Source organism: Marinobacter nauticus ATCC 49840 (genome assembly GCF_000284615.1).
GTDB classification, from domain to species: Bacteria; Pseudomonadota; Gammaproteobacteria; order Pseudomonadales; family Oleiphilaceae; genus Marinobacter; species Marinobacter nauticus.
In genome coordinates, this window is the sequence record NC_017067.1 from 1,654,962 (window position 1) to 1,672,584 (window position 17,623).

The 17,623-nt window shown below is 56.9% G+C and carries 19 protein-coding genes and 3 tRNA genes; 17 read left to right on the top strand and 5 right to left on the bottom strand.

Going from position 1 to position 17,623, the window contains the following annotated elements; genetic code table 11:
• The first annotated feature begins 7 nt into the window (after nucleotides 1-7).
• The 8 genes from tolR (at nucleotide 8) to nadA (ending at nucleotide 5,842) form a co-directional block, all read left to right on the top strand.
• A complete protein-coding gene (tolR, locus tag MARHY_RS07640) occupies nucleotides 8-454 on the top strand; it encodes a protein TolR (protein ID WP_011785184.1) in 447 nt (148 codons plus the stop codon).
• A gap of 18 nt (nucleotides 455-472) precedes the next feature.
• On the top strand, nucleotides 473-1,501 hold the full coding sequence (tolA, locus tag MARHY_RS07645; RefSeq protein ID WP_266100679.1) for a cell envelope integrity protein TolA: 1,029 nt from the start codon (nucleotides 473-475) through the stop codon (nucleotides 1,499-1,501).
• Between the two features lie 14 nt (nucleotides 1,502-1,515).
• Nucleotides 1,516-2,838, top strand: coding sequence for a Tol-Pal system beta propeller repeat protein TolB (gene tolB, locus MARHY_RS07650; protein ID WP_049756932.1), 1,323 nt, complete (start codon nucleotides 1,516-1,518; stop codon nucleotides 2,836-2,838).
• A 54-nt stretch (nucleotides 2,839-2,892) separates the two neighbouring features.
• The gene (gene pal, locus MARHY_RS07655) at nucleotides 2,893-3,462 is read left to right on the top strand and encodes a peptidoglycan-associated lipoprotein Pal (RefSeq protein ID WP_011785181.1); all 570 of its coding nucleotides are present in this window, start codon (nucleotides 2,893-2,895) and stop codon (nucleotides 3,460-3,462) included.
• Nucleotides 3,463-3,485: 23 nt separating this feature from the next.
• Nucleotides 3,486-4,262 (top strand): tol-pal system protein YbgF, encoded by a 777-nt coding sequence (gene ybgF / locus MARHY_RS07660; protein WP_014421265.1) that lies wholly within the window; start codon nucleotides 3,486-3,488, stop codon nucleotides 4,260-4,262.
• 113 nt (nucleotides 4,263-4,375) lie between these two features.
• Nucleotides 4,376-4,451: transfer RNA gene (locus MARHY_RS07665), tRNA-Lys, on the top strand.
• A 62-nt stretch (nucleotides 4,452-4,513) separates the two neighbouring features.
• A tRNA-Lys gene (locus MARHY_RS07670) sits at nucleotides 4,514-4,589 on the top strand.
• A 191-nt stretch (nucleotides 4,590-4,780) separates the two neighbouring features.
• Nucleotides 4,781-5,842: a quinolinate synthase NadA gene (nadA, locus tag MARHY_RS07675; protein ID WP_014421266.1), complete on the top strand. Its 1,062-nt coding sequence runs from the start codon at nucleotides 4,781-4,783 to the stop codon at nucleotides 5,840-5,842.
• A gap of 17 nt (nucleotides 5,843-5,859) precedes the next feature.
• Here the strand turns inward: nadA and MARHY_RS07680 are convergent, their stop codons facing one another.
• A complete protein-coding gene (locus MARHY_RS07680) occupies nucleotides 5,860-7,332 on the bottom strand; it encodes a M48 family metalloprotease (RefSeq protein ID WP_014421267.1) in 1,473 nt (490 codons plus the stop codon).
• 156 nt (nucleotides 7,333-7,488) lie between these two features.
• On the opposite strand from MARHY_RS07680, the gene MARHY_RS07685 reads away from it, so the two are divergent.
• Together MARHY_RS07685 and MARHY_RS07690 are read left to right on the top strand one after the other, a co-directional pair.
• Nucleotides 7,489-7,716 (top strand): sulfurtransferase TusA family protein, encoded by a 228-nt coding sequence (locus MARHY_RS07685; RefSeq protein ID WP_011785177.1) that lies wholly within the window; start codon nucleotides 7,489-7,491, stop codon nucleotides 7,714-7,716.
• Nucleotides 7,717-7,731: 15 nt separating this feature from the next.
• Nucleotides 7,732-8,808 carry an AI-2E family transporter gene (locus MARHY_RS07690; protein WP_011785176.1) on the top strand — a complete coding sequence of 359 codons (1,077 nt, stop codon included), beginning with the start codon at nucleotides 7,732-7,734 and terminating at the stop codon, nucleotides 8,806-8,808.
• A 4-nt stretch (nucleotides 8,809-8,812) separates the two neighbouring features.
• Here MARHY_RS07690 and MARHY_RS07695 read toward each other — a convergent pair whose 3' ends face one another.
• The gene (locus tag MARHY_RS07695; protein WP_014421269.1) at nucleotides 8,813-9,280 is read right to left on the bottom strand and encodes a peroxiredoxin; all 468 of its coding nucleotides are present in this window, start codon (nucleotides 9,278-9,280) and stop codon (nucleotides 8,813-8,815) included.
• A gap of 74 nt (nucleotides 9,281-9,354) precedes the next feature.
• Here MARHY_RS07695 and dapA point away from each other — a divergent pair, with 74 nt between their 5' ends.
• The 5 genes from dapA to MARHY_RS07720 all read left to right on the top strand — a co-directional run bounded on the left by dapA (nucleotide 9,355) and on the right by MARHY_RS07720 (nucleotide 13,944).
• Nucleotides 9,355-10,233 (top strand): 4-hydroxy-tetrahydrodipicolinate synthase, encoded by an 879-nt coding sequence (gene dapA / locus MARHY_RS07700; protein WP_014421270.1) that lies wholly within the window; start codon nucleotides 9,355-9,357, stop codon nucleotides 10,231-10,233.
• Between the two features lie 67 nt (nucleotides 10,234-10,300).
• On the top strand, nucleotides 10,301-11,359 hold the full coding sequence (gene bamC / locus MARHY_RS07705; protein ID WP_226374424.1) for an NlpB/DapX family lipoprotein: 1,059 nt from the start codon (nucleotides 10,301-10,303) through the stop codon (nucleotides 11,357-11,359).
• Nucleotides 11,360-11,400: 41 nt separating this feature from the next.
• Complete coding sequence (gene purC, locus MARHY_RS07710) at nucleotides 11,401-12,114, top strand: phosphoribosylaminoimidazolesuccinocarboxamide synthase (protein WP_011785172.1); 714 nt, start codon at nucleotides 11,401-11,403, stop codon at nucleotides 12,112-12,114.
• A 32-nt stretch (nucleotides 12,115-12,146) separates the two neighbouring features.
• Nucleotides 12,147-12,884, top strand: coding sequence for a TIGR04219 family outer membrane beta-barrel protein (locus MARHY_RS07715; protein WP_014421273.1), 738 nt, complete (start codon nucleotides 12,147-12,149; stop codon nucleotides 12,882-12,884).
• A 52-nt stretch (nucleotides 12,885-12,936) separates the two neighbouring features.
• Nucleotides 12,937-13,944, top strand: coding sequence for an NAD-dependent epimerase (locus tag MARHY_RS07720; protein WP_041654650.1), 1,008 nt, complete (start codon nucleotides 12,937-12,939; stop codon nucleotides 13,942-13,944).
• Nucleotides 13,945-13,996: 52 nt separating this feature from the next.
• Here the strand turns inward: MARHY_RS07720 and MARHY_RS07725 are convergent, their stop codons facing one another.
• The gene (locus MARHY_RS07725; RefSeq protein WP_014421275.1) at nucleotides 13,997-14,800 is read right to left on the bottom strand and encodes an RluA family pseudouridine synthase; all 804 of its coding nucleotides are present in this window, start codon (nucleotides 14,798-14,800) and stop codon (nucleotides 13,997-13,999) included.
• Between the two features lie 157 nt (nucleotides 14,801-14,957).
• Here MARHY_RS07725 and MARHY_RS18500 point away from each other — a divergent pair, with 157 nt between their 5' ends.
• Nucleotides 14,958-15,131: a DUF2897 family protein gene (locus MARHY_RS18500; protein WP_011785168.1), complete on the top strand. Its 174-nt coding sequence runs from the start codon at nucleotides 14,958-14,960 to the stop codon at nucleotides 15,129-15,131.
• A gap of 271 nt (nucleotides 15,132-15,402) precedes the next feature.
• Nucleotides 15,403-16,356, top strand: a complete 954-nt coding sequence (locus MARHY_RS07730; RefSeq protein ID WP_226374425.1) for a hypothetical protein — start codon at nucleotides 15,403-15,405, stop codon at nucleotides 16,354-16,356.
• A 108-nt stretch (nucleotides 16,357-16,464) separates the two neighbouring features.
• On the opposite strand, the gene MARHY_RS07735 is transcribed toward MARHY_RS07730, so the two are convergent.
• Nucleotides 16,465-16,541: transfer RNA gene (locus MARHY_RS07735), tRNA-Val, on the bottom strand.
• Between the two features lie 43 nt (nucleotides 16,542-16,584).
• Nucleotides 16,585-17,544, bottom strand: a complete 960-nt coding sequence (locus tag MARHY_RS07740) for a DMT family transporter (RefSeq protein ID WP_041654656.1) — start codon at nucleotides 17,542-17,544, stop codon at nucleotides 16,585-16,587.
• Nucleotides 17,545-17,623: the final 79 nt, after the last annotated feature.

Sequence of the window (17,623 nt, forward strand, 5' to 3'; positions counted from 1 at the left end):
TAGCGAGATGAAAGGTATGGGAATGATGCCTCAGCAACGGCGCAAGCCGATGTCTGAGATCAACGTAGTCCCCTACATCGATGTGATGCTGGTGCTTCTGGTGATCTTCATGGTGACGGCACCGATGCTCACCCAGGGCGTTAAGGTGGATCTACCGGAGACAACCTCCGATCCGATTCAACAGGACAAAGACGTGGAGTCCATCACCGTGTCTGTCGATAGCAATGGCGCCTACTACCTGGAAGTGGGTGACGACGCCAGCGAGCCGATGGCGCTGGACGAGGTGCGCAACCAGGTGGCAAAGATTCTGTCCCAACGGAGCAACGGTGAAGTACTTGTCCGGGGCGATGAGTACGTGGACTACGGTGTGGTGGTGCGCCTGATGGCTGAGCTTCAGGCTGCCGGGGCCACCGGGATTGGCCTGATTACCGACGCGCCCAATGATAATCAGTAATTGGATGATGGTGACATTTTGAAGGGCCACAAGCGGGACATCGTCAGTACCGGAAAAGCACCTCTGAAATCGCCGGTGGCGGTCTCGGTAGGGCTGCACCTGCTGTTGTTCGGTATTGCTCTGGCCGGGTGGTCGTGGAATACGCCACCAGAACCGGAGCCCAGAAGTATTTCGGCCCGGCTGATCAGTCCTGAACCAAGACCGACACCGGTGGTGGAAGAGCAGGACGAGGCGGATAAAGAGCAGGAGCGCAAGCAGGCACAGGCGCGCGAGCAGGAAGAAGCTGAACGCCAGCGCCAGGCTGAAGAAAAAGCCCGGCAGGAGGCGGAACGGAAGGCTCAGGAAGAAGCTCGCAGGCGTGAAGAAGAGCGTCGCCAGCAAGAGGCGCAGGCTAAGGAGCTGGCAGAGAAGCAAGCCAGAGAGCGTGAAGCAGCGCGCCAGAAAGCGGAAGCCGAAGCCAAAGAGCGGGAACGGCAGAAAGCTGAGCAAGAGCGCAAGCGGCAAGAAGAAGCTAAACGCCGCGCCGAGGAAGAAAAGCGCCGCCAGGAAGAGCAGCGAAAGAAAGAAGAGGCTGAACGCCAGCGCCGCGAAGAGGAAGCTCGCAAAGAGGCGGAGCGGAAACGTCTTGAGGCTGAGAGGCGCCTGCGTGAACAGCAACTGGAAGCGCTGGCGGATCAGGCCAGGCAGGAGCGTGAAGCGGAAGCCCGCCGCCAGCAGGAAGCCGCGGCAGCGCGTGCAAGAGAAGCACAGATGCAGAGCGAGAGTGATAAATACCAGGCGTTGATTCGCGAGCGGTTAAAGCAGGCGTGGTATCCGCCGTCCTCAGCGAATGAAAACATGACGGCGAGGTTGCAGATCACACTGTTGCCCACCGGTGAACTGGCCAGTGTGAAGTTGGTCGGTAGCAGTGGCAACACTGCGTTTGATAACTCGGCCCTGAGTGCGGTCCGATCATTGAACCGCTATCCCATTCCGGATAATCGTGACACGTTTGAGCGTTATTTCCGCCAGTTCATGATTGAATTCAACCCGCAAAGACTGCGGTGAGGTTGATAATGTTTATGAAAAGCAGATCCCGTTGCTCTGGTAACTTTCTGAAGACACCGGTTATTGCCTGCCTGGTGCTGTTTTTGACGGCATCCCTGGGCGCCCGGGCGGAACTGTTGATCCGCATTACCGAAGGTGCGGGGTCGGCCATTCCGATTGCCGTTGTGCCGTTCGCAGAGAGTGGCAGTATGCCCGCCGGGGACAAGGTGGGCAGTATCGTGCAGGCAGATCTGACCATGAGTGGTGAGTTTCGCCCGCTAGAACCATCGAAAATGCTGAGCCTTCCCTCTGAACGCTCCGAGGTGTATTTCCGGGACTGGCGCATGCTGGGACAGCGCTATGTGCTGGTAGGTCAGTTGACCCGCAATGGCGATCGGATTCAGGCCCGCTACGAGTTGTTTGATGTTAACCAGGAGAAGCGGATTCTTGGTGAAACGGCGGCAGTTCCTGCCTCTAACCTGCGATCGCTGGGCCACCACATCAGTGACCGGGTGTATGAGGCTATTACCGGAGCTCCCGGTGTATTCTCCACCAAGCTGGCTTACATCACCGTGTCTGGTGAGGGCGAGCAGACCCGTTACCGGCTTCAGGTCAGCGATGTGGATGGTAAGCGCTCCAAAGTCCGGTTGGAAAGCCGGGAGCCGATTCTGTCACCGGCCTGGTCGCCGGATGGAAAGAAACTGGCCTATGTTTCCTTTGAGACGGGCAAGCCGGTTATTTTTGTCCACGAACTGGCTACCGGTGAGCGCCAGAAGGTCGCAGACTTCCCGGGGCTGAACTCGGCACCGGCCTGGTCGGCCGATGGCCGTTCCCTGTTGATGACGCTTTCCCGTGACGGTAACGCCGAGATTTACCGAATGGACCTTGCCAGCCGCAATCTGACGCGTTTGACCGACCATTGGGCGATTGATACCGAAGCCGCATGGGACCATGCCGACCGGGGTATCTACTTTACCTCTGATCGCTCCGGTGGTCCGCAGCTCTATCACATGGAACGCCCGGGGGCTGAGCCGCGTCGAATTACCTTTGGCAGTCGCTACAACGCAAGGCCGCGACCGAGCCCCACGGGTGACTATGTCTATTACGTTCATCAGCGCGACAGTGCCTTCCATATTGCCAGAACGAACCTGGAGACCGGCGAAGAGACGGTTATTACCCGCACCGGCTCCGATGAATCACCCAGTGTGGCTCCCAATGGCAGGTTGCTGATCTACGCAACCCGTCAGAACGGGGAAGGCGTACTGACCGTGGTATCCGCAGACGGAGGTGCGGCGTATAGCCTGCCGGCCTCCGAGGGCGAAGTGCGGGAGCCGGCCTGGGGGCCGGTTACCCGCTGAAAATGTACTGAACTGAATTAATTCAACGAAGACCTGAAAAGAGGAAATAACGTGATGAAGATGTCTTTCTCTACAAAAGCGTTTGCCATGCTCCTGTCCGCCGGCCTGGTTGCTGGTTGTAGCTCCACCGGTGAGAACATGGAAGAGGGTGCTTACGGTTCTGACGTGGCCGCGATTGATCAGGATGGCGGTTCTACCGTTTACGGTGGTGCGGATGGCTCCGGCGTTTCCGCCTCCGAGCTGACTGATGACGAGCGCCGGGCCGCTCAGGAGCAAGCCGAGCAGGAAGCCCTGCGTGACATCACCACCTTCTACTTCGATTTCGATACGTCCGAAATCAAGCCGGACGCCCGTGACGTGCTGGTTGCCCACGCTCGCTACCTGGCGGACAACCCGCGTCAGCAGGTACGCCTGGAAGGTCATGCGGATGAGCGTGGCACCAAGGAATACAACCTGGCTCTGGGTGAGCGCCGCGCGAATGCCGTACAGCGCTTCCTGATCGTAAACGGCGCTTCCCGTGGCCAGATTGAAACCGTAAGCTATGGTGAAGAAAAGCCGGCCGTGCGTGGTTCCACTGAAAGTGCCTGGGCACAGAACCGTCGCGTAGAGCTGGTATTCCAGTAAAACCGACCTAGACGGACGTATCCATGAGAAAACAGCTCATGGCGGCCGTGCTGATCCCGCTGGGCCTTGGCCTGGCGGGAGTCGCCCATGCACAGTCGTCCACACCCGCATTCCAGAACAACAGCTCCGAGGCCCAGCGTAAGGCTGGCAACAACCAGGCCACGGCAGAGCTGTTCTACATGATTCAGCAACTGCAGCGCGAAGTGCGAGACCTGCGTGGCCAGGTTGAAGAACAGCAGCACCAGATTGGTCGCCTGCAACAGCAGGGCAGGGACCGCTATGTGGATCTGGATCAGCGGATACTGGAGCTGTCCAAGGCCGTCGAGTCCGGGGCCAGTGCTGCACAGCAGTCGGCTGCAGCGGGAGCTTCAGCAGACAGTGGAAGACTGAAGCCGACCCGGGTGTATCGTTCGCCGGAACCGGAAGAGCAGAAAACCTATAACGACATTATCGACCTTATCCGCAACAAGAAAGACTACGACACGGCGATAACCCGCCTGTACGAGTTTGTGGATACCTATCCCGAGGGCGACCTCACCGTTAATGCCTATTACTGGCTTGGTGAAGTCTATCTGGCGAAACCCCAGTTGGAGCAGGCCCGTCAGGCTTTTACCATCGTTGCGACGCGCTATAGTGATCATCGCAAGGCGCCGGACGCTGTGTACAAGCTGGGGGTGACTCTGGATCGCCTTGGCGAAAAAGACGAGGCACGGCGTCGGATGACCTCCGTTGTCGAGCAGTACCCCGATTCAGGGGCGGCAGAGTTGGCGAAGAAGTATCTTGATTCCGCCCAGGGTTGATCGGTATCTGGTCAACTTGCACGGATCTTGATCGGTCATTGAAAAAAGTTGGTCGACCATGAAAAAAAGGGGTTGATCACCAAAAAAATATCAGTAATATGTGCGCCTCGTTTGGGTCGTTAGCTCAGTTGGTAGAGCAGTTGGCTTTTAACCAATTGGTCGAAGGTTCGAATCCTTCACGACCCACCAAATTCAGAGTGCGAGGTTTTGGCCGCGCGTTCGCTGGATGAAAAGCCAGCACAGCCAGTCAGGGGTCGTTAGCTCAGTTGGTAGAGCAGTTGGCTTTTAACCAATTGGTCGAAGGTTCGAATCCTTCACGACCCACCAACAAGGCAAGCCGTCACCACGGGGTTTGCGGAAAAAAGAGCCGAAAGGCTCTTTTTTTTTGCCCGCAAGAACCCACCTATACCCACAGGACGGACGCTATCCTGCAACCTGGCATACCCACATTGCAGGATCATGAAACCAAAGGCAGAAGTGATATACTCTGGCCGTTAACGTCAATCAGAGAATAAGTGATGACTAAAGCGCAAGACCGCATTCTGGTTCAGGAACATCTCGCCCATCAGGCGGAGCCCAAGCCCCTGAGCGCCTCAGAGAAAGCTGATCTCGAGGCCAGGATCAAGGTGGCTCTGAAGGAGAAGGATGCCGTTCTGGTAGCGCATTATTACACCGACCCGGACATCCAGCGGCTGGCAGAAGAGACCGGTGGTTGTGTGGCGGATTCCCTGGAAATGGCGCGCTTCGGTAACCAACACCCGGCCTCCACCGTTGTCGTTGCCGGCGTTCGTTTCATGGGAGAGACGGCAAAGATTCTGAATCCGGAGAAAAAGGTTCTGATGCCGACTTTGGAGGCAACTTGCTCGCTTGATGTTGGTTGCCCGGCAGACGAGTTCTCCGAGTTCTGTGATCAGCACCCGGATCGCACCGTCGTGGTTTATGCCAACACCTCGGCTGCGGTGAAAGCCCGGGCCGATTGGGTGGTCACCTCCAGTTGCGCCCAGGCCATTGTTGAGCATCTGGACGCCAAAGGTGAAAAAATCCTGTGGGCGCCAGACAAACACCTGGGCGGCTATGTACAGAAAACCACAGGCGCAGACGTTCTGCTGTGGGACGGCTCCTGCATCGTGCACGAGGAATTCAAGTACCGTGGCCTGGAAGACCTCAAGGCTCTGTACCCGGATGCAGCAATCCTGGTGCACCCGGAGTCACCCGATGCGGTGGTACAGATGGCGGATGTGGTCGGTTCAACCTCGCAACTGATTAATGCGGTGCAAACGCTTCCGAATGAAGAGTTTATCGTTGCAACCGACAACGGCATTTTCTACAAGATGCAACAGCTGGCGCCCAACAAAACGTTGATTGAAGCGCCCACCGCGGGCAACGGCGCAACCTGCCGAAGCTGTGCCCATTGTCCCTGGATGGCCATGAACGGTCTGGAGAATCTGCTGCACGTGCTTGAGCATGGCGACCAGGAAGTGCATGTGGATGACGAGCTGCGAGAAGACGCGCTGCGCCCGCTGCGCCAGATGCTGGACTTCACCGCCAACATGAACCTCAAGGCTGCCGGCAACGCCTGAAGGCTTCGGGGTTATTCCTAACCGGCTTCGCGCGCCTGAAGCCGGTTAGTCAGCTCACCAAGGCGCTCACTCACCACCTGGCGTTCGGCGGAGCCGGCCGGCAGTTTCTCCTGGGCCTGGCGCAATTGCCGCTGTGCTGATTTCAGATCGCCCATCAGTACATCGTATTCCGCTCTCGCCCGGTGTACGCCGACAATATTTCGCGCCATACCTTCGGCTTCGGCCAGTCTCAGCCACAGTTGCTCCTGGCTGGGCAGGCGGCGAGTCAGCTCCCTCAGGTAGTCGGCAGCGGCGGCGCCGTTACCATCGGCAATCTCGATGGCCGCCAGTGTGGATGTTATTGGATAGTTGCCGGGATTGCGCGCCAGGGCCTCCTGCATAAGCGCTCTGGCGTCGGCATACCGTTTCTGGCTGAGCAGAACTTCCGCCAGTGATACCTGGAACGTGATGCGCCCGGGGTTGGCTTTCAATAATTCCCGCATTAGCTGCTCCGCCTTCTCATAGCGCCGGCTTTCCTGATAAGCCACCGCCAGGCCGTAGCGAATGGCATCGTTGCGCTGGGCGTCTTCCCGGGCCAGGTAAGCCTCGAACGTTTCTATCGCCGTTTCCGGGGATTCGCTGTAATGCACCTGCAGGCGGCTGCGAACCAGGTGATATTCCTGTCCGTCCTGCACCCGGGTATCAGGGTATTGTTCGGCCCGATTGCGGGTGTCGGCAACCCGGTTCTGGGTCAGCGGGTGAGTGGAAAGGTATTCCGGCAGGCGATTTCCCTGCAGGCGGTTCTGTCTCATCATGATTTCGAACATCTCGGGCATACCTCTCGGGTCCATGCCGGCACTGGCCAGGATGTCCATGCCAACCCGGTCGGCTTCCTGTTCGTGGGAGCGGCTGTAGGCCAGCATGTTCTGCACAGCCATGGCCTGGGTGCCGGCAATGGCGGCAATGCCAATGTCTGACTGGGTAACCGCAGAAAGCACGATACCGGCGATCATGCCGGCCAGGGTTAACGGAGCGCTGGTTTCCTGTTGCTGCATTCGGCGAGCAAAATGGCGCTGGCTGAGGTGGGCCAGTTCGTGGGCCAGGACCGAGGCAAATTGTTGTTCGGTGGCGGCGTTCAGAAACAGGCCCCCATTTACGCCTACTACGCCGCCGGGCACGGCGAAAGCGTTGATGGCCGGGCTGTCAATCAGCACCAGTTTCAGGTTGCGATTATCCAGCGGTGCGGACGGCACCAGACGATAAATGATCGCGCTCAGGTAGTCGTAGACCAGTGGGTCCTGAAGTTGCGGGGCTGAACGGCGAATGGAGGCCATAACCTGTTGGCCAATATCAGCTTCCATCTGTCCGGAGATCAGGCCGCCGCTACCGCCGATGCTTGGCAGGTCTGACGACTGCGCGCGTGTGGCCGGGCTGGTGACCGCCATGCTGAGCGCCAGAAAAACGATCAGGGCCCAGGGGGAGCGGTGTTGGCCTTCGTTCTGGTACTTCATATGTCTGAGGATGCCTCGAATTCGTGTTGCCCGTTTGACAAGGCGGCAGCCGGCAAGTTCTCCGGAGTATTACCAACTCTTGTGATGCAATAGAGTAACACCAGCGGCATAATGCCTGCCTGATTACTGTATGAAACGTAATGGTAAATGCTGATTATGGCTGACAGAACCCTGGATGCCAGCGGCCTGCGTTGTCCCATGCCGCTGCTGAAAACCAAGCTGGAACTCAATTCCATGACGCCCGGGGAGGAATTGGTGGTTGTCGCCACGGATACCGGCTCACTGAGGGACATACCTGCCTGGCTGGCGTTGTCGGCCCATACGCTTGTCAGCCAATCGGAGAGTAATGGGGAATACCGTTTCGTGATAAAGTGCGGCGGTTAATTTCCGGAGTCATTCATGGTCAGAATTCTGCGCGGTCTAGCCCACAAGTATTTTTCAGACGAAGAAGCCGTCATCCTGTTTTTGCTACTGGTGACAGGCACCGTCTTTATCATCTGGTTCGGGGCCATGCTGGCGCCGGCCATCGCTTCCCTGATTGTCGCGTTCATTCTGCAGGGCCTGGTGTCAAAACTGAACCGGATGGGTGTGCCTGAGCTGATCGCCGTGATTGGCGTGTTTGTGGTGTTCCTGGGCGTGCTGGTGGGTTTTATCTTCGGCTTGTTGCCGTTGATCTGGACCCAGCTGAGTACCCTTGCCGGCGAAGCGCCACGGATCATCCGCGAGCTGCAGTCCTATCTTGAGGTTCTGCCGCAACAATATCCGCATCTGGTTTCTGCTGAATCTGTGAATACCATGTATCAGCAGATCTCGGCCGAAGTAGGGCACCTGACTCAATGGCTGGTGTCTTTCTCGCTCTCCAGCATTCCGGACCTTGTGGCCTTGCTGATCTACATGGTTCTGGTGCCTATCCTGGTCTTCTTCTTTCTGAAAGACCGTCGGGTCCTGGTGAACTCATTTGCCCGCCTGCTACCTCCGCAGCGACCAATGATGGTTCGCATCTGGCACGAGGTTAACCTGCAGTGTGCCAACTATGTCCGTGGCAAGGCGGTGGAGATCCTGATAGTGGGTGGCGTCACCTATGTCGCCTTCAAGTTTCTCGGCATGCCTTATGCGGCATTGCTTTCCCTGTTGGTGGGGCTGAGCGTGGTGATTCCCTACATTGGCGCTGCGGTGGTCACCATTCCGGTGGCAGTGATCGGCCTGTTTGCGTTCGGCTGGGGCAGCCATTTTATCTGGGTCATGGTCATCTACGGCATTATTCAGGCGCTTGATGGCAATGTCCTGGTACCGATTCTGTTCTCGGAAGTGAACAACTTGCACCCGGTGGCGATTATTGTTGCCGTGTTGTTCTTTGGCGGAATCTGGGGCTTGTGGGGCGTGTTTTTTGCGATTCCACTGGCGACGATGTTGAAAGCGGTTTTCGCGGCCTGGCCGGTGAAGGAGTCGCCTCCGCCACCAGCCATTGCGGAATAGGGCGTTAAAGGGCCTTGACGGCTTCCAGCACATCGTCGGCGTGCCCTTTGACCTTGACGCCGCGCCATTCCCTGCGCAGCACGCCTTCCTTGTCGATCAGGAAGGTGCTGCGTTCAATGCCAAGGTGCTCCTTGCCATAAAGCTTCTTGAGCTTGATGACGTCGAACAGCTTGCACAGGGATTCGTCCTTGTCGGAAATCAGGTGGAACGGAAAGCTGTATTTCGCCCGGAAGTTATCATGGGCTTTCAGGCCATCCCGCGAGACGCCGAATATCTCGGTGTCCTCGGCAGTGAAGGCTTCCATTCTGTCCCGGAAGTCCTGGCCCTCGGTGGTGCAGCCCGGTGTATTGTCTTTCGGGTAGAAATAAATAACGATGTTCCGGCCTTTCAGGTCGCTCAGGCGAACGGTCTGGTCGCCAGTGGCCTCACCCTGAAATTCTGGCACGGGTTGATTCAATGCTACGGATGACATGACATCTCCTTTAATTCCCTTGTGTCAGTTCGAGCCCAACATTACCATATCGGTTTTATTCGGACGGAGCTTTTATGATTACGGGTAGCCTTGTCGCACTGGTCACGCCCATGTATCCAAACGGTGATATTCACTGGGAGGATCTGGACAAGCTGGTGGACTTTCATATCGAAAACGGCACCCATGGCATTGTTGCTGTGGGCACCACTGGCGAATCCGCAACCCTGGATCCGGAGGAACACATCCGGACGATCGGGCACATCATAAAACGTGTAAACGGCCGGATTCCCGTTATTGCCGGTACCGGTGGTAACAGTACGCGCGAAGCCATTGAATTGACCACCGAAGCCCACAAACTCGGTGCCGATGCCTGTCTGCTCGTGGTGCCTTACTACAATAAGCCGACCCAGGAAGGCCTGTATCAGCACTTCAAGGCCATCGCGGAAGCGGTACCGGGCATGAACCAGATTCTCTACAACGTACCGGGCCGCACTGCCTGCGATATGTTGAACGAGACGGTGGTTCGCCTGGCCGATATCCCCAATATCGTTGGTATCAAGGACGCGACCGGGAACATTCCCCGTGGCGCCGAGCTGATCGAAGCCCTGGGTGGCCGCCTTGCGGTGTATTCCGGTGACGACGCCACAGCGGCGGATCTGATGCTGGCGGGCGCGAAAGGTAATGTTTCGGTAACGGCCAACGTTGCTCCGAAAGCCATGGCTGAGCTCTGTGGAGCGGCCATTGCGGGCAACGAAGACGAAACCCGCCGCTTGAATGAGCTTTTGATGCCGCTTAATCGCAAGCTGTTCCTGGAAGCCAACCCGATTCCGGTAAAATGGGCGCTGTACCGCATGGGCATGATCGGTGAGGGCATCCGTCTGCCACTGACGCCGCTCAGTGAAAAGTTCCACGGCGAGGTGGAAGACGCGCTCAAGGCCTCAGGTGTTCTCTGAGGCCACCGTTACCGTTAACCGGAGTAACCCGATGCAGGTTCCTGCAAGAGCCCGTAAGAAAACCGTTTTGTTCGTTAGACCTGTTTCGGCGCTGGTACTTGCCAGTGCCCTGGCCGGTTGCAGTTTCATAAATGATCGTTCCGAAGGCTATGTCAACGCGCCGGAAGGCGAGCCGATTCAGGTGCCTGAAGGTCTCGACAGCTCCCGACTGAGCGAGACCATGCCGATACGGTCGATCAACACGGCCGATTCCCGCAATCTTTACCCGTCGTCGATTCCCCGTCCGCCAGATATGACATCCGAGATTCTGGATGAAAACTATGTGATTGAAGAGCTGGACGGCCGTATCTGGTTGCTGGTCAATGAGGTGCCGGGCCGACTCTGGCCCGTGGTTAGTGCCTGGATGAATGAAAGCGGCCTGGGCATTGCCCATGACAGCCCGCAACTGGGGATTCTCCAGAGTGAACTGGCAAACTTCAGCAAGCGCAGCCGAACGCTGCTGGGGCTCGCTGACAGTCCGACCGCAACAGAACCCAAGGTGGTGATGCAGGCCCGCCTGGCCCCTGGCATCCGGCGTAAAACCACCGAAATCCGCGTCCGTATTCTGGAGCTGGAGCAAGCTCCGGAAGAGCTTCTGCCCTGGGACAGTGGCACTGTTTCGGATGCACCCTCCGAGCAACAACAACGGGCGCTGTTGGCCGAGCTGGGGGATTTCCTCAAGCAGCGTGAGGACAACAAATCCTTCTCGCGGGCGGCCTCAGGCATGGTATCCGAGCCGCTGGTGCGCTTGCAGTCGGAGCAGGATGAAGCGGTTGCCATTCGAGTGGAACTGGATTTCGGCCGCACCTGGGCAGAGGTCAATCGTTCGCTGGAGGAAATGGGGCTGCCGGTACTGGATCTGAACCGGAGCGAAGGCTGGTTGCAGGTGGATTTCCGCACGGAAGACGAACGCAGCCCGGGCTGGTTCTCGTGGTTCAGCGATGCCGAAAAGCCGGTTCACACCCACACAGTTCGAATTCAGCAGAGCGCGGACGCTATGAGCGTTACCGCCGAGCAGCAGGACAGCTACGGGGGTGAGCGCAGTTCAGCAGATCTGCTCACCCAACTCTTTGAACATCTGTATTGATTAACGGGGTGGCCGAGGCCACCGGCCGTTTGGAGAAAGTAATGGAAAAGCGCGAAGAGCTTTATGCCGGCAAGGCAAAATCGGTTTACCGCACGGATGATCCCGAGCGGTTTGTTCTGGTATTCCGTGACGATACCTCTGCCTTTGACGGAGAGAAAAAAGAACAGCTGAACCGCAAGGGCATGGTGAACAACAAGTTCAATGCCTTCATCATGGAAAAGCTGGAAGCGGCCGGCGTACCTACCCATTTCGAAGGGCTACTCTCTGATACCGAGTCCCTGGTCAAGAAGCTCGAGATGATCCCGGTTGAGTGTGTGGTGCGCAACGTGTCTGCGGGCAGCCTGTGCCGTCGCCTTGGCGTGGAAGAGGGTCTGGAGCTGAACCCGCCCACCTTTGAGCTCTTTCTGAAAAACGACGCGCTGCACGATCCGATGGTGAACGAATCCCTGGCGGTCAGCTTCGGCTGGGCCAAGGCCGATGAGCTGGCCCGGATGAAAGAGCTGACCTATAAGGTCAACGACGTACTGAAAAAACTGTTTGACGACGCCGGCATGCTGCTGGTGGACTATAAGCTGGAATTCGGCCGCAGTGGTGGCCAGATCGTTCTGGGTGACGAATTCAGCCCCGATGGCTGTCGTATCTGGGACAAGGAGACCCGCAAGAAAATGGACAAGGATCGCTTCCGCCAAGGCCTTGGCGAAGTGATTGAAACCTATGAAGAAGTCGGTCGTCGTCTCGGCATAAAGTTTGACTGACCGGCTAATACAACCACAAAAACGGGTGCGTTATGCGTAAACTGATGATTGTTGTAGGTGGCTCACTGGCTTTGGCCGCGCCGCTGGCCAATGCTGATGTACTGGGCGTTGGCGCCAACGTTAGCTATTGGGATTCCGATTTCTCCGGCGAAGTGGTCAACAAGGATTCGGCCGTTGATATTGAAAAGGATCTCAACCTCGACAGCGACAGCAACGCAAACTTCACGGCGTTTTTCGAGCATCCGATTCCGGTGCTGCCGAACGTACGGTTGAATTACACCAGCATTTCCCAGAGTGGGCGTGGTGAGATCGGGCTGGAAGCATTTGATGGAATTCTGCCAGGGGCTCCTGTTCGTTCGGATCTGGATATCGACCAACTGGACGTCACCCTGTACTACGAAGTGCTTGATAACTGGGTGAACCTCGATCTGGGCCTGACCGCCAGAAATTTTGATGGTGAGCTGGTTTTACGGGACGTGAATGACATTGCCAATGTCAGTGAAACCTCCGTCGACGCCGTCGTCCCTATGGGCTACCTCGCCGCCCGTTTTGACCTGCCGTTAACCGGCGTGTCCGTAGGTGCAGAGGGCAATTTCATCAGCTACAGCGGCGACTCCCTGCACGACTTCAACGCTTATGGCCAGTATGAATTCGCCATGCTGCAGCTGCGGGCGGGCTATCGTCAGATGGCCATCGACTATGAAGATGATGATGACAAACTGGATGTCGAAATGTCCGGACCCTTCGCCAGTGTGGGTGTGGCGTTCTGACCAGGACCGCTAAAAGGCGCCTTCGGGCGCCATTTTTCATGGAGAACAGATCTTGAAAATCCTCGTTACGGGAACCGCCGGCTTTATCGGCTCGCATCTTGCTCACCGTTTGCTCGATCGTGGCGATGAAGTGATTGGCGTGGACAACGTCAACGACTATTACGACGTCAATCTCAAGGAAGCACGCCTGGCCCGGCTGCTGAACAAGCCCGGTTTCACCGAAGTACGCCAGGACGTGGCCGACCGCGAGGCCATGGAAGCGGTTTTTCGTGAACACAAGCCCGAGCGGGTAGTTCACCTGGCAGCCCAGGCCGGAGTCCGGTATTCTCTGGAAAACCCTCATGCCTATGTGGATGCCAATCTGGTCGGTTTCATGAACATCCTTGAGGGTTGCCGTCATAACGAGGTCAAGCACCTGGTTTATGCCTCCAGCAGCTCCGTGTACGGGGCCAATGAGTCCATGCCATTCTCTGTGCACGATAACGTGGATCACCCGCTGAGCCTGTACGCGGCGTCCAAGAAAGCCAACGAGCTGATGGCCCATACATACAGCCATCTGTACAACCTGCCCACCACCGGGCTGCGGTTCTTTACTGTTTACGGCCCCTGGGGCCGGCCGGATATGGCGCTGTTTATCTTTACCAAAAAGATCCTGGCCGGTGAGCCCATCGACGTGTTTAACCACGGGCATCACAAGCGGGACTTCACCTACATCGACGACATCGTCGAAGGCGTTATCCGCACTCTGGACAACGTAGCCCAGCCGAACCAGGACTGGAGCGGTGCCCAGCCGGATCCGGGCACCAGCAAGGGGCCTTACCGAATCTACAATATCGGCAGTAATAACCCGGTGGAGTTGTCCCGTTTTATCGAGATTATTGAGGAGCGGGTGGGCAAGAAAGCTGAGAAGAATCTGCTGCCGTTGCAACCGGGTGACGTGCCGGCCACCTACGCCAATGTCGATGACCTGATCAACGATGTGGGGTACAAGCCGTCTACCACGGTGGAAGAGGGCATTGCCAACTTCGTGGACTGGTATCGGGATTTTTACAACGCCTGAGCGTCCATCATCGCTTATGAATAAGGCCAGCCGAGACGCTGGCCTTATTTGTTTATGGTCGCTGTTCCGGAAGCCTGAATACCTGTGCTTTCCGGGTAACAGGACATTGGAAAGCCAATTCAACGGCGGTGAGTTGCAGGCCACCCGCAGATGCCGCGCCATACAGCCGGTCTCCCACAATCGGGTGGCCAATGCCGGCCAGGTGTCGACGGATCTGGTGTTTACGGCCGGTTTCGATTCGTACCTGCACGTCCGTTGTGTCTGATTCCTCATCCCGGCTCAGTGTCGTCACGCGGCTGATTGAGTCCTTGCCATCCAGTGGTGTGTCGAGGCGAAGATCATCCGCCATCAGGTTGCCGGCGACCCGCGCCCGGTAGATCTTGGTCATGGCTCGCCCGGCAAACAATTCTGAAAGGGCCGCCGCAGCCTTGCCGTCATGGGCAATCAGCATCAGACCTGCAGCGTCGGCGTCCAGGCGGTGTACCAGAAAGCAGGGTGTGTTCAGTTCAATTTCCGCCAGGCGCAGCAGGCTGCAGTGGTCGCCCCATTGAGACCCTTGTGATAAAAGCCCGTGGGGCTTGAACCAGACACTGTAACGTCCTTTGTTCTCCAGCAGCGTCGGTGTTTCCGGCTTGCGCGCCAACACCTGATCATCGTAGAACAGCTGAATACGGGTGCCGGGTTTCAGTTCCCGCTTGGCCTTGCGTAAACGCACCTGCTTTCCCTTCTGTGTCCACCAGCACGCGCCTTTGGCCATGGCATCCTTGATGCGCTGCTTGGGCAGGCCCGAGGCGCCTGCAAGCGCATCCACAGCCGTCGTGCTCTGGTCTACGGTGACATCAAACTGTTTGCGCATCGGCGTTTTTATCCGGAAGGAGAGGATCCAAGATGGTTGCCGGCAATGATACGGAGCGGGGAAAGTATCGACAAGACGCTTGTACCTCAAGGCACATTGATGACAGTGAGCGCTGAGGGTGTACACTGATGAAAAGCCACCTCAAGGAGATATCAACATGCCAATGATTGGCTGGCTGTTTATACTCGCCGCATTCGCGATGATTGTGGGAAGCCTGCTGCTACTCAGAGATGGGGCCAATATGAAAATCCCCAAAGAAAAGCTTGAGAAGATTCGTCAGCGCAAAGCAGAACAGGACGCGAAAGATAAAAAAGAGGGGGATAGCTGGTAACGCCAGAACCATGAACCAGTCCACGACTTTTGAGTCTGCCCCCGCCTGAACCTTTCGCGACCTAACGATATGTCGCATGATTAGACATCACTGCCCGGATATGGACTAGACGACACCGGATGTCGCCGCTACGAGTGCGCAATTCCTGCAAGAGTTATCCCGTCTTTTTCATCAATGCCGCAACCAGAAGCGCACAGACTGTATCGCCTCGGGAATGGCAGTGATCGCGCCTGAAGAATAAGCCTGAAATCATAAGAAAAAAGGAAAGAACATGATCCAGTTGAGCCGTATTGGATGGGGGCCCTTGTTGCCCATGGTGCTTGTATTATCTGCCTGCGGTGGCGGAAGCGGGGGTGGAGGTAATGATCAGCCTGAAGAGCAGACTGGGCCTCAGTTGAGCTACGACAACAAGAACTTTGCCCAAAAATCAGTATCGATAACCAGAGATAGCGGTGCTGAAGGCTTGATACGCCTCCGCGACGATCTTGCGTTGGGGTGGTCAATTATTGATGAGTACACGTCGGCTATTCAAGATATGTCGGTCCTGGAGCAGGGCACTTACCCATGTGCGGGTGGTGGTAACCTGGAAATCCGCTGGACAGAGACTGAGAACTCCCTGGAGGAGACCACCCGATTCAGCAGATGCGTGCTGGATACCCCGACCCATGGCCCTATTATGATCAGTGGCAGCACCATCTACGAAAGCGTCCTGATCGCCGAATCGGAAACCGCTGCCAGTTGGAAGAGTTCTTACATGGACGATCTGTCCGGAACAATCCAGCGCACGGGTGAGTCGCTTCGTTTCAGTGGCGCACTTCGTATGAGCGATTATCTGAATGAGAATGGTGGAGTCACGAGCTGGCGCTACGTTCGGGATATCAAACGATACGAGATGATGCTGGGTAAGCGCTACGTCGCCATTGCCGACGCTCAGAACCGGGATTCGGGAACGGATGCAGACTCGGAGTATTCGGTTCGCGCCACCATTGTCGGCTCGGCGATTGGTGGTTACATGAAGCTGGAGACCCCGGATCCGGTGGAGTTTTCCTCCAACCTGGAGTGCCCGGTGTCCGGAATCGTAAAACTGTCCAGCAACGGTGAGGCCGAGGTTCGCTTTGGTAGCAGCGCAGGCGGTACCGCCAAGGCAGTTGCGGTCTGGGTTGATGGTGCCGTTGTCGAGAGTTATGACGATTGCAGTGAAATAGGTGTGGTTCTGTACTTCTGACCGGAGGAGGGCAGGCTTCTCTGGTCTGCCCTCTACGACTGCTAACAGCAAATGCGAGACACAAAAAAAGCCGCCCAGCAAAGCTGTAAGCAACTTCTTCTGCAGGATTGGTAGGACCACGCGGATTCGAACCGCGGACCTCTACCATGTCAAGGTAGCGCTCTAACCAACTGAGCTATGGTCCTGTCCTGCAACGGGGTGGAAATATACGGATTTCGGGTGCCCTGGTCAACCTCTTTGCGGGGGATTTTTCGCTTTCATCAGGGCCTTGATGGCGCGGCTGAGGGCGTTCCAGCGATTGACCAGAAGCGCGGCAAAAATCAGCGCGCAGCCGGCTATTTGCAGCAGGGTCATGGTTTCGCCGAACCAGGCAACCGCGAAGACAGCAACCCACACCGGTTCCAGTACCAGTATCACTACACCGTGGCTGTTAACCGACAGGCTCTGGGCATAGGTCTGCAACAGGAAACGTCCCGCTGTGGCAATCAAGGCACTGGCCAGTACCCAGACATAGAGCATGGGTTCGGGGTTGGTCAGTGTGTGAGTCCAACGCTCGCTGATGGCGGACTCCGCCAAGGTCACGGTCCCAACGGTAAGCAGGGCAATGGCCGTCAGCGGCAGTGCCGGTACTTTCTTTTTCTCCACCGTTTTGCCTTGCTTGTCGACCACGATGCGTTGGTTGGCGGCGCGCGTATTGAGCGTGAAGTACAGGGCAAAGATGGTTGCCGCCAGAACGAAATAGAGCTGCCCCGGGTCTGGCCTGAAGCCGTTTTCCAGGGACAAAAGCGCCAGACCTGCCACCGCAATCGGTATCGCCAGCCAGGTGCTCAAAGGCTGCTGTTCGCCAAATACTGTACGGGCAATAATCGGGACAATCACCACGCCCAGGCTGGTCAGAAACGCGCCTTCGCCCATGCTGTCGGTGTGATACAGCCCCATGATCCAGCAAGTCATGGCAATGCCGAACACAAAGCCCACGCCCAGGCTTCGGAGTATCTGGTCCCGGGTAAGCCTTAACAGCGAGGGTAAGGCCAGCAGGGCGAGAAAGGCGCCGGCAATCAGAAAGCGAGCCGCCATGAACATCAGGGGCGGCATCATTAAAACTGCCTCTTTAGACAGCATCCAGCCAATCGCCGCCAGCAGGGTAACGAGTACCAGGTAAAGATCAGATTTGTGGGCGTCAGACATGATTGAACCGGCATCAATAAAAATCAGAGGGCTCAATCTATAGTTTGCGAATTAAAAAAGATAGCAGCGAAAACCGAGG